Annotated in this window: 10 protein-coding genes; 6 read left to right on the top strand and 4 right to left on the bottom strand. The window is 67.1% G+C overall.

All coding sequences use genetic code 11. The annotated features are described in order from the left end of the window. Genes BCY78_RS09620 through BCY78_RS09630 form a run of 3 tightly spaced genes read right to left on the bottom strand, consistent with a single transcriptional unit; the run spans position 1 to position 3,709 of the window. A complete protein-coding gene (locus tag BCY78_RS09620) occupies positions 1-1,548 on the bottom strand; it encodes an AMP-binding protein (RefSeq protein WP_199523136.1) in 1,548 nt (515 codons plus the stop codon). Next, positions 1,548-2,693 carry a CaiB/BaiF CoA-transferase family protein gene (locus tag BCY78_RS09625; RefSeq protein WP_068300777.1) on the bottom strand — a complete coding sequence of 382 codons (1,146 nt, stop codon included), beginning with the start codon at positions 2,691-2,693 and terminating at the stop codon, positions 1,548-1,550. Before BCY78_RS09625 ends, BCY78_RS09620 begins: the two co-directional genes overlap by 1 nt. Next, complete coding sequence (locus tag BCY78_RS09630) at positions 2,690-3,709, bottom strand: NADPH:quinone oxidoreductase family protein (RefSeq protein ID WP_068300779.1); 1,020 nt, start codon at positions 3,707-3,709, stop codon at positions 2,690-2,692. Before BCY78_RS09630 ends, BCY78_RS09625 begins: the two co-directional genes overlap by 4 nt. Before the next feature lie 145 nt (positions 3,710-3,854). Between BCY78_RS09630 and BCY78_RS09635 the strand changes: the two genes are divergently transcribed. Beyond that, positions 3,855-4,805 carry a nitronate monooxygenase family protein gene (locus tag BCY78_RS09635; RefSeq protein WP_068300781.1) on the top strand — a complete coding sequence of 317 codons (951 nt, stop codon included), beginning with the start codon at positions 3,855-3,857 and terminating at the stop codon, positions 4,803-4,805. A gap of 3 nt (positions 4,806-4,808) precedes the next feature. On the opposite strand, the gene BCY78_RS09640 is transcribed toward BCY78_RS09635, so the two are convergent. Further along, entirely contained in the window at positions 4,809-5,501 is a 693-nt protein-coding gene (locus tag BCY78_RS09640; RefSeq protein WP_068300784.1) for a helix-turn-helix domain-containing protein, read from the bottom strand. 447 nt (positions 5,502-5,948) lie between these two features. Here BCY78_RS09640 and BCY78_RS09645 point away from each other — a divergent pair, with 447 nt between their 5' ends. From BCY78_RS09645 to BCY78_RS09665, 5 genes are all read left to right on the top strand, one after another. Further along, the gene (locus BCY78_RS09645) at positions 5,949-6,443 is read left to right on the top strand and encodes a TRAP transporter small permease (RefSeq protein WP_068300786.1); all 495 of its coding nucleotides are present in this window, start codon (positions 5,949-5,951) and stop codon (positions 6,441-6,443) included. Beyond that, a complete protein-coding gene (locus BCY78_RS09650) occupies positions 6,440-7,747 on the top strand; it encodes a TRAP transporter large permease (RefSeq protein ID WP_068300788.1) in 1,308 nt (435 codons plus the stop codon). The genes BCY78_RS09645 and BCY78_RS09650 overlap by 4 nt, the downstream gene beginning before the upstream one ends. A gap of 54 nt (positions 7,748-7,801) precedes the next feature. Then, positions 7,802-8,905 carry a C4-dicarboxylate TRAP transporter substrate-binding protein gene (locus tag BCY78_RS09655; protein WP_068300790.1) on the top strand — a complete coding sequence of 368 codons (1,104 nt, stop codon included), beginning with the start codon at positions 7,802-7,804 and terminating at the stop codon, positions 8,903-8,905. Between the two features lie 347 nt (positions 8,906-9,252). Beyond that, positions 9,253-10,767 carry an ABC transporter substrate-binding protein gene (locus BCY78_RS09660; RefSeq protein WP_158515913.1) on the top strand — a complete coding sequence of 505 codons (1,515 nt, stop codon included), beginning with the start codon at positions 9,253-9,255 and terminating at the stop codon, positions 10,765-10,767. A gap of 60 nt (positions 10,768-10,827) precedes the next feature. After that, the gene (locus tag BCY78_RS09665; protein WP_068300793.1) at positions 10,828-11,745 is read left to right on the top strand and encodes an ABC transporter permease; all 918 of its coding nucleotides are present in this window, start codon (positions 10,828-10,830) and stop codon (positions 11,743-11,745) included.

An 11,745-nucleotide genomic window follows, 5' to 3' on the forward strand; every position in this document is an offset into this window, starting at 1 on the left:
TCACACCTGCCGCTCGGCCCCTTGCCAGAACCGGGCGCGCAGGGCCTTCTTGTCGATCTTCCCCAGCGCGGTCATCGGCAGGGTCTCGACCACCTCCAGCCGCTTGGGCTTGCTGATCGAGCCTTTCGCCGCCTGCACCGCCGCCAGCAGCACGGCTGTATCCGGCACCCGGCCGGGGCGCGGGACGACGAAACCCACGACCGCCTCGCCCCATTTCGCGTCCGGCACACCGATCACCGCCGCGGCCGAGACGCTGTCGTCGGCGGTCAGCACGTCCTCGATCTCCTTCGGATAGACGTTAAAGCCGCCGGTGACGATCATGTCCTTCAGCCGGTCGACGATGGTCAGCCGTCCCTCGGCATCGCGGATCGCCACATCGCCCGTGTGCAGCCAGCCGCCCGCCAGAGCCTGCGCCGTTTCCTCGGGCCGGTCCATGTAGCCGCTCATCACCATCGGCGCGCGCACGCAGATCTCGCCGGGCTCGCCCCCCGGCGCTTCGCTGCCATCCGCGCGCATGAGAACCACCTGCGCCGAGGACACCACCCGCCCGCAGGAGGCCAGCGTCCGGGGTTGCGTCGGGTCGTGATCCGCCCGGTCGAGCAGCGCGATCGGATAGCATTCGGTCTGGCCATAGAGCTGGGCGAAGATCGGGCCCAGCCGAGCGATCCCCTCGGCCAGCCGCGCAGGCGACATGGGCGCCGCGCCATAGAGCAGGAGCTGCAACGACGACAGATCCTGCGCCGCCCCCTCCAGCCGGTCAAGCAGCGCGTAGATCATCGTCGGCACCATCAGGGTCATGGTGATCCGCTCGCGCGCGATGGTGGCGAGGACCGCGTCGGGGTCGAAGCTGGTCATCAGATGGACCGTGCCGCCCTTCAGCAGCACCGGCACGATCTTGGTGCCGCCGACATGGCTGATTGGCGCGACGGCGAGGTATCGGGGGGCCTCGGGCAGGCCGAAATCGGACAGGATGGTGCGGGTGATCGCCGCGAGCGCCCCCGCGCTGCGCGAGACGGGCTTCGGCCGGCCGGTCGTGCCGCCGGTGAAGTTCAGCGTGCCGGGCAGGTCGGGCTGAGACAGGTCCAAGGGGTCGGTGGCGGTCTCGCGCGCGGCCAGCGCCAGCAGGTCGTCGCCCCCGCCGCCCAGCCGCAGATGCCGTGCGCCGGGGCAGGCAAGCGCCAGTTCTTCGGCCCGCGTGGCATGGGACAGGCCGCAGACGATGACAAAGGCGGGGCAGAGCTCATCTACCTGCAACGCCTGATCGGCCAACGCGCCCAAGGGGTGCAGGTTGCACACCCCGCCGCCCAAGGCCTGCACGGCGATCACCAGGCACCATGCTTCGGCCCGGTTCGACGACAGAAGCGCCACGCGGTCGCCTCTCCCAAAGCCCTCGACCTGCAGCACCGCCTGCATCCGGGCGATGAGGGCCAGACCTTCGGCCCGGGTCATTGCGCCGCCGTCCCAGCGGAAGGCTTCACGGTCGGGCCAGGCCCTCAGCGCGCGCAGGGCGAGGGTGGCGTCGGTCGGGCCATCGTGAACCGCGTTCATCATCCGATTGCCCCTCCGTCACGCAGAGCTTGCAGTCGGTCGGTAGTGAAACCGAACCGCGCCAGCACCGCGTCGGTGTGCATCCCGTCGTGCATCGCCGGCGCCACGGTCGGGCTGTGCGAATAGCGGGGCGCGGGGGCGGGTTGGGTGATGCCACCCGCCACCGGGAAAGCCGCGCGCGAGAGGCCGTGGGCGTGGCGCGTCGCCTCCTCCAGCGACAGGACCGGGGCGTAGCAGGCGTCCGAGCCGAGCAATACCGCGTCCCAATCGTCGCGCGGGCGGGTCAGGAACAGCGCGGTCAGGCGTTCGTGCATCCGGGGCCAGCGCGCGCGGTCCATCTGGGCGACGAAATCCGGGTCGCCCGTCAGGCCCAGCCGGTCCAGCAGGACGGCGTAGAATTGCGGCTCCAGCGCGCCGATGGTGACGTATTTGCCATCCGCCGTCTGGTAGCTGTCATAGAAGGGCGCGCCTCCGTCCAGCAGGTTCACCCCTCGCTCATCGCGCCACAGGCCGATCTGGCGGAAGGTCTGGATCATCGACGACAGCAGCGCCGCGCCCTCGGTCATCGCGGCATCGACGACCTGTCCCTGTCCGGTGGCGCGGGCATGGTGAAGCGCGGCCAACATCCCGAAAGCCAGAAGCATCCCGCCGCCGCCGAAATCGCCGAACAGGTTCAAGGGTACGACGGGCTTGTCGCCGGCACGGCCGACCGCATGCAGCGTGCCCGACAGCGCGATGTAGTTGAGGTCATGCCCGGCCATCTGCGCCATCGGCCCGGTCTGGCCCCAGCCGGTCATCCGCCCGATCACCAGCGCGGGATTGGCCTGATGCAGCACCTCGGGCGACAGACCAAGGCGCTCCAGCACGCCAGGGCGATAGCCCTCGATCAGCCCGTCGGCTTTGGTGACGAGATCCAGCAGCACCGCACGCCCCTCGGCGCTCTTCAGGTTCAGCTCGATCGTCCGGCGCGAGCGGAGCAGGATGTCCTTCTCCGCCGGGATCTCGGGCCCGGCCTTGCCGGCGCCGATGCGCTCGATGCGGATCACCTCGGCGCCATGGTCGGCCAGCATCATGCCGGCGAAGGGGCCGGGGCCGATGCCGGCGAGTTCGAGGATCGTCAGGCCGTGCAGGGGGGGCTGGGTCATGCGGGGGCTCCCTCATGGACGGTGACGACGATCTTGCCCACGGCCTTGCGCGAGGCCAAGAGTTGCAGCGCCTCGATCCCGCGCTCCAGCGGGAAGCGCGCCTGGATACGGGGGCGGATCCGGCCTTCAGCATGCAGCGCACAAAGGGCGGAGACGACGCGCTGATGGGCCTCGGGCTCGCGCAGGATCCATTGCGCCCAATAGACGCCGCGGATGTCGGCGCTTTTTAGCAGCGGCAGGTTCATCCGCAGGCGAGCGATCCCGGCGGCAAAGCCGATCACCAAGTAACGCCCGCCCCAACCCAAGGACCGGAACGCCGGCTCGACCAGAGCACCGCCCACCGGGTCGAGGATCACAGACACGCCGTCGGGCCCCGCCAAGCGTTTGAGGTCGCTGGTGAACGCGCGCTGTTGGTCGCGGGTCAGCGGCGCGCCGGAGGGGTAGGGCAGCGTCTCGTCCGCGCCAGCCTCACGCGCGATGGCCAGCTTGTCGTCGCTCGACGCCGCCGCGATCACCCGCGCGCCGAGGGCCTTGCCCAGCTCGATCCCGGCCAAGCCGATCCCGCCTGAGGCGCCGGTCACCAGCAGGGTCTCGCCCTCGGCCAGCCCGCCGCGTTCGGTCAGGGCGTAATAGGTCGTGGCATAGGTCACCAGCAGCGCCGAGGCCTCGTCGAACGGAATGCCGTCGGGCAGGTGCGAGACCTTCCCGGCCGGGCAGAGCGCGTATTCCGCCAGCCCGCCCGAGCTGGTCACGGCGATCACCCGCTGGCCCGGCGCGAAACCGGTCACGCCGGCGCCGACGGCATCGACGATCCCCGCCACTTCCGAACCGGGGGCGAAGGGACGGGTCGGGCGATCTTGGTATTTGTCCTCGATCATCAACAGGTCGGGCAGGTTCAGCGCCGCGGCATGGACGCGGATGCGGATCTCGCCGGCGGCGGGCTCGGGGATCGGCGCATCGGTGCGATAGACCAGCGTTTCGGGCCCGCCGGTGGCGGTGCTCAACAGGGTGCGCATGGCGCGATCCTCCTCCCAAAGGGCTCCATTCCCGTCTTGGGTAGGGGGCGTGGCGGGGTCTGTCAACAAAATTAAGCCAGTGACCTAAAAAGCTGGAAAGGGCGCGGCGAGGCTGTTATCCCGGTGCCGAGGATTGGAGGACATCATGCATCAACCCCGCCCCTTGCCGGCCCCGCTGGACCGTTTGCGCCTGCCGGTGATCGTGGCGCCGATGTTTCTGACCTCGACCCCGGACATGGTGGTTGAGGCCTGTCGCAATGGCCTGCTCGGCGCGATTCCGGCGCTGAACCAGCGCAGCAGCGAGGGGTTCGAGGCGTGGCTGACCGAGATCGATGCGCGGCTCACCGCATACCCTGACGCCGCGCCGCATGCGGTGAACCTGATCGTCCATGCCTCGAACCCGCGGCTGGAGGCGGATCTGGAGATCGTCATCCGCCACCGCGTGCCGGTCGTCATCACCGCCTTCGGCGCGCGGCCCGAGGTGATTGACGCGGTGCATTCTTACGGCGGGTTGGTGTTCCATGATGTCGCCACGCGTCGCCATGCCGAGAAGCTGGCTGACTCAGGTGTCGACGGGCTGATTGCTCTGGCCTCGGGCGCGGGCGGGCATACCGGGCATCTGTCGCCTTTCGCCGTGCTGGCGGAGATCCGGCAGGTCTATGACGGGCTGCTGATTCTGGCGGGTGGCGTGACCAACGGGGCCGAGATCGTGGCGGCGCGGGCGATGGGGGCGGATCTGGTGAGCATGGGCACCCGTTTCATCGCGACGCAGGAGGCCGCGGTGCCTGAGGCGCAGAAGCAGATGATGCTGCAGGCCGGCGCGGGCGATGTTCTGGTTACGCCGAACCTGACCGGCGCGGCGGCATCGTTCCTGATCCCCTCGATCCGCGCGGCGGGGTTGGATCCTGCGGCCTTGCCGGCTGTCGGAGCCCCAGACGCCAAGCGCGAGAGCAAGGCCTGGCGCGACATCTGGTCGGCGGGGCAGGGGGTGGGCGGCATCCAAGACCTGCCGACAATCGCCGAGCTGACCGAGCGGCTGTCGCAGGACTACCGCGCGGCGGTGGCGCGGATCGCCGCCGATCCCTTCGCAGGCTGAGAGTTAGCCGGCGCGGTCGCGGTCCACGGCGGCGCGGGTTTCCTCGGTCACCGGGGCGGTGATCATGCCGGCCATCACGTCGGCAAGGTTGCTCTTGGCCGATTGCTGGCCCCAGAGCCGCGCCCAGTTGCGATGATCCTCCTTGCCGGATTCCATCGAGGCCCCCGCGGACAGCGCGAACAACAGCATCAGCTGCAGACGCTGACGGATGATCTCGCGTGGCATTTCCGGCGCGAGGCGGACGATGTGCTGGAAGCAGCGCCGCGTCGCCCGGTCGGCGCCCTCGGTCGCTTCGAACAAGAGGTCGCGGCGGGTGATCAGCACCGAGGTGAAGAACTGAAGCTGATACTGACCCTCGGTCGTATCCTCGCCCTCGCGGTCGACGATGGGGAGCAGGATCTCGGCCACTTCCCGCACCGAGGCCGGGCCGCCCCGCGCTTCCAAAGCATCGAGGCGCCGGTTGTTGTCGGCATCGAGGACCGCGGCGACATCGCCGACGATCTCGCGGATCAGGGCATCGCGGGACGAGAAGTAATAGGTGATCGAGCCGTTGTTCTTCTGACCGGCCGCCGCCTGAATGTCGCGGACCGAGACATTCTCGATGCCGCGCTGCGCGAAGAGCTTCAGCGCGGTCTTCTTCAGCCGCAGCCGCGTCCGCTCACCCTTGCGAAGCTGGTCGTTCTCCGTCGCCGTCATGCGGCCTCGCTCTCTGTCCGAGATTTTCAGCGGTTGTAGAAATTGCCGCGCGCTCGCGCAAGCGGGAGTGACGGCGAATCCCTGCGGGACGGCGGGGCGTTGCGGAAGGAAATCGCAATGGCCTTGGGGGGCGCCAATGCCGGCAGTTCGTCAACGCATTGAAAATATGAACATAAATCCAAGATTCCAAAAAATAGTGCATCGCCCTAAAAATGTTGATCGGTCCCGATGCTTTTGCTACGTTGTCCTAGATCCGGCTCGGGAGCAGTCCGCTGCGGCCGCCGGAACGGGAGGATACCGATCGACCGAAGGCCCCATGCCGTCGCCCCGCTGGCGACGTCCGGAGGCGTTTGGCCGACGCAAGGACAAGCGGGCCGCGGGAGCATTCCGTCGGCGCGGGGAGGGGACAGACATGCAACACCGCGAACCCGAAAACGGGGCGGCGCAATGAAGCGCGCAAGGGACTGGCTGGGCCGGTTGCTGACCTTCTGCGGCGGCGCGGCGCTGATCGTGATGATGCTGCATATCACCGCCGAGATGCTGCTGCGCTCGGCCTTCAGCTACACCATCCCCGGCACCATCGAATTCGTGTCCTTCTACTACATGGTCTGCGCGGTCTTCGCCGGGCTGGCGATGGTGGTGCTGGTCAATGAGCAGGTGATCGTCGAGATCTTTCTCAACTGGATGTCGCCGCGCGCGCTGATGGTCGTCGATGGCCTCGCCGCCCTGCTGACTGCGGCTTATGCGGCGGTCATCGCCTATGGCGCGTGGCTGGAGGCCAAATCCTCGACCCGCTACGGCGAGATGGTGCCGGTGCATGGCTTCGACATGCCCACCTGGCCCAGCCGCTGGGTCGCCTTCGCCGCCCTCTCGTTCATCGTGCTGGCCTCGTTGGGCCATGCCATCGCCTATCTGCGCGGCAAGAAAGTCGACCCGTCATGAGCAATCTGGAAATCGGCTTCGCGGCCATGGGCGTCCTCTTGGCGCTGCTGGCCTTCCGCGTGCCCATCGGCGTCGTGCTGGGCGGCGTCTCGCTGGGCGGGATCTATGCCATCATGGGCGAGCGCGCGACGATCGGTGTGGCCAAGACCATGGTCTTCGAATTCGTCGCGAAATGGGAGCTATCGGCCATCCCGATGTTCCTGCTGATGGGGGCGGTCGCCTTCCGCTCGGGCCTGACCAAAGGTCTGTTCGACTGCGCGCGCCTGTGGCTGAGCCGCCTGCCGGGCGGTCTTGCTGTGGCGACGAACTATGCCTCCGCCGGCTTTTCGGCCGCGTCGGGTTCCAGCCTTGCGACGGCGGCGGCGATGGCCCGGCTGGCCGTGCCCGAGATGCTGCGCTACCGCTATGACCCGGGTCTCGCCACGGCGGTCGTCGCGGCCTCGGGGACCATCGGCACGATGATCCCGCCGAGCATCCTGTTCGTGCTCTATGGCATGTTCACCGGCCAATCCATCGGCCTGCTGCTGATGGCCGGTATCCTGCCCGGCCTGCTGACCGCCTTCGTCTATGGCGCGATGATCATCATCCGCTGCTGGCTGAACCCGCGTCTGGCCCCGGCCATCGACGAACAGGTCACATGGGCCGACCGGCTGGCCGCGCTGAAGGATATCGCGCCGCTGCCGCTGCTGATCCTTGCGGTGATCGGCTCGATGTATTCGGGCCTTGCCACCGCGACCGAGGCCGCCGGGTTCGGCGCCTTCGCCTCGATGGTGATCGCCGCGGCGCGGGGCGGGATGAGCCTGCGCGTTCTGGCCGACAGCATCAACGATACCCTGCGCTCGACGGGTTCGATCTTCTTCATCGCCATCGGCGCCACGCTGTTCTCGCGCTTCCTGACCTTCGCGGGCGTGCCCCAGTTCATGAGCCAGCTGGCCGAGAACTTCGCCTATGACCCGATGCTGCTGCTGGCGGTGATCGCCGGGGGCTATCTGGTGCTGGGGATGTTCCTCGATCCGATGGGCCTGCTGCTGCTGACGATCCCGATCTTCCTGCCCTTCTTCGAGGCGGCCGAGCTGGACCTGATCTGGATCGGCGTGCTGGTGGTGAAGATGATCGAGATCAGCCTGATCACGCCGCCTGTGGGCCTCAATGCCTTCGTTGTGCGGGGCGTGATCGGCAACGCGGTGACGCTGGGGACGATCTTCAAGGGGCTGGTGTGGTTCCTTGCGGCCGAGGTGCTGATCGTCGGCCTGCTGGTGGCCTTTCCGCAGATCAGCCTGTGGATCCCGATGTCCATGCAATGAGAAAGGCGCAACCGCGCCGCCCCATCACTTCGATCATGTCTTAGGGAGGAAACCATGACGACGATCATCAAGACGACCGCTGGCGTTCTGGCGCTGAGCCTGCTGCCGCAACTCGCCGCAGCCCAGACCGAGATCAGCTATTCCAGCTGGTTCCCGGGCTCCAGCACCCTGCACACCCGCGTGCTGACCCCGTTCTTCGAGCGCGTCACCGCCGAGACCGACGGTGCGCTGACCTTCAACGTCTTCACCGACGGCACCGTCGCGGGCGGCCGGACCACCCTGCCGGCGATCCGCGATGGCGTGGCGGACATGGGTCTGCTGGCCACCAGCTATCACCCCGGCGAGCTGCGCACGGCGGCGTGGTTGTCCGAAGCCTCGATCCTCGTGAGGGACGCGCTGGTCGGCGCGGGCGCCTATAACGAGATGATCTTCCTCAACTGCGACGCCTGCATGGCCGAGATGGCCGAGCAGAACATCGTCCCGATCGCCTATCACGCGACCCCGCCCTACGAGATGATGTGCAACCGCCCGCTGGAATCGGCGGCGGACATGCAGGGTTTGCGCGTGCGGACCATCGGCAGTTGGGCCAGCTGGGTCGATGCCGCGGGCGGTGTCGCCGTCAACATGACCGTGCCCGAGGCCTATGAGGGGCTGGAGCGCGGGCAGCTCGATTGCGTCGCCGGCAGCCCCGCTTGGCTGATCCAGATGTCGCTCTATGACGTCGTCACCCATGTCAGCACCATGGGCATCGGCACCTTCGCCGGCGGCATCCCGATCAACATGAACGCCGACACCTGGGCCGAGCTGACCCCGGAACAGCAGCAGGTTCTCTACCGCGAGGGTGCCTATGCCGCCGTTGACGTGGCGCTGGAATTCGCCGCCGAGGACGAACAGGCGCTGGCCGAAGCCGGCGAGCATGACGTCACCCTCGTCGATCCGGCCGAGGATCTGAGCAGCGCCTTCGCCGCCTTCTCGGCCGAGGAGCGCACGCGCATTCTGGCGATGGCCGAGCAGCGTGGGATCGAGAATGCCGAGGCCCTGTTCGACCGCTACATGGAGCTGCTGGCGAAATGGGAAGGCATCGTCGACGAGGCCGGCGGCGACCGTGAGACGATCGCCGAGCGTCTGTACACCGACGTGACCTCTCAGATGCACTAAGGCGCCAAGACGCGCCACCGGGCCCCTAGCGGGCCGGGATCGAGGTTGCTCCCGCCTCGAATCGAAGGGCTCCGCGATGATCGCGGGGCCCTTTTCCGTATTCAGTTTCGATTGAAACTCATCCGGATGGTCGAAAATCGGGGCGGAAAGCGGCGCCCGAGGTGAACTAATGGGCGACTTTGGGCGCATTTCGCCTGCAATTTGGGCAAAAACTTTTACTTGTTTTATGACGCTTCAAGCTTAAAGAATACAGTTGTGTCGAATTTCGGCTTCGTCTTAGCTCGATCTCACGGATTCCGGCACCACGACTCCGGCCTACCGAACCCAGTCCAGCCATGGAGACCCTGATGACCTTTTCCCGCAGCCTGATCGCCGCCAGCCTCGGCTTGTTGACGGCGTTTCCGGCCCTCGGCCAGCAGGCCGACAACGCCGTCCGTTTCGCCTATGGCCAGGCGCTCGAGAACCCGAACCCCTATTACACGACCCTGCGTCTGGGCGTGATCCTGGGTCGCAACGTCTGGGATACGCTGGTCACGCGCGACCTCGATACCGGCGAGTTTGCGCCGCTTTTGGCCACAGAATGGACCTGGATCGACGATACAACGCTGGAAATGACGCTGCGCGAGGGGGTGACCTTCCATGACGGCACCAGCTTCGAGGCCGATGACGTGGTCGCCACGCTGACCTATGTGTCGAACCCCGACAACCGCATCGTGTCGCAGCAGGTGGCCTCGTGGATTGCCTCGGTCGAGAAGACCGGCGAGCACACGATCCGCATCCACACCAACGGCCCGGCCCCCTCGGCGATGGAGTTCCTGTCGACCCAGCTGGCGATCTTCCCGGCCGAGTATTTCACCGGCCCGGCCGGCGAATCCGCCGCCGCGCTGCCGGTCGGAACAGGCCCGTTTCAGTATACTGAATACAGTCCGGGCGGTGTTATCGTCCTGTCGCGCTTTGCCGACTACACCGCGACGGACGCCAAAGGGGCCGCGTCGCTGGACCGTGTGACCATCCGCACGATCCCCGATATCCAGACGCAGGTGGCCGGCATGCTCTCGGGCGAGCTGGACTTCCTGATGGGTCTGCCGCGCGATCAGGCCGACCAGCTGGGCACCCTGCCGATGGTCCATGTGGAAAGCGGCGAGACGATGCGCATCGTCTTCCTGCAGATCAACACCACCGAGACCAGCCCGAACGAAGCGCTTCGCGATGTCCGCGTCCGTCAGGCTCTCAACTTCGCCATCGACAAGGAAGCGATCTCGACGAACCTCGTGGGCGAGGGCTCGACCCCCATCAACGCCGTGTGCTTCATCGACCAGTTCGGCTGCACCGAGGAAGGCATTACCGCCTATCCCTACAACCCCGAGCGCGCCCGCGAATTGCTGGCCGAGGCGGGCTATGCCGACGGGCTGACCATCGAGCTCGCTGCCTACCGGGATCGCAACCTGTCGGAAGCGATCATCAACTACCTGAACGAAGTCGGCGTGACGGTGACGCTGAACTACATGCAGCCGGCCGCGCTGCGGGACGGGATGCGCGCCCATACGACCGAATTGGTGCAGATGGCTTGGGGCTCGTATTCGATCTACGATCTCTCGGCGTCGACCCCGGTGTATTACGGTGGCCAGCCCGACGACAACAACAACGACCCCGAGCTGATGGCGATCCTTGATCAGACCGCGCAGACCGTCGATGCCGAGGAGCGCGCCGCGCTGTTCCAGCAGGCGCTGGCCCGGATCTCGGAGCAGGCCTATGCCGTGCCGATGTTCTCGCTGCCGATCTACTACGCCGGCGCCGAGGGTCTGAGCTACCAGACCTATCCAGACGAAATCCTGCGCTTCTGGGAATACAGCTGGCAGTAACCGCCTGACTTTGCGGGCCGGCTCACGGGCCGGCCCGCCCCCTCCTGTGACGGAGCCCCCATGCTCATCTATCTTGCGAAACGCCTCGGCCTCTCGGTTCTGGTTGCGCTCTTCGCCTCGATCCTCGCCTTCTCGCTGCTGCGCCTGCAGGGCAATGCCGCCACCGCTTTGGCGGGCGAGGGTGCCCGGGCCGAGGATATCGCGTTGATCATCCAGACCTACGGCCTCGACCGGCCCATCGTGCTGCAATACCTGTCGTGGCTGGGCGATGTGCTGCAGGGGGATTTCGGCACCTCGTATTTCTTCCGCACCCCGGTGGCCGAGCTGATTGCCTCGAAGGTCGGCAACACCGTCATTCTGGCGATGCTGTCACTGGCCATCGCGCTGGCGCTGTCGATCCCGCTGGGCGTCTTGGCCGCGGTCTATTCCGGCACCTGGATCGACCGGCTTTGCGCCACGATCTCCTTGCTGGGACAGGCGCTGCCGTCCTTCTTCCTCGCGCTCTGCATGGTCATGCTGTTCGCGATCAAGCTGCGCTGGCTGCCGGCCTCGGGCGATGCGACGTGGCGGCATTTCGTGCTGCCCGCGCTGACCCTGGGCTATTACATCACGCCGCCCTTCATGCGGCTGGTGCGCGCGGGCATGATCGACGCGCTCGGCAATGATTACGTCCGCACCGCCCGCGCCAAGGGGCTGCCGGCAAGCCGCGTCGTGCTGAAACACGCGCTGCGCAATGCGCTGGTGCCGGTCGTCGGCCTCGTCGCGGTGCAGCTGGGGCTGCTCATCGGCGGCTCGGTGGTGATCGAGAGCATCTTCGCCCTCGATGGCCTGGGCTACCTTGCCTACCAATCGATCGGCTATCGCGACTTCCCGGTGCTGCAGGCCGTCGTGCTGCTGCTCGCCGTCGTCTATGTCGTCCTCACCCTCGTGGCCGACCTCGTCAATGCCTGGCTCGACCCGCGGCTGCGGGTGAGCTGA

The organism is Pararhodobacter sp. CCB-MM2, assembly GCF_001691415.1.
Lineage (GTDB): Bacteria > Pseudomonadota > Alphaproteobacteria > Rhodobacterales > Rhodobacteraceae > Pararhodobacter.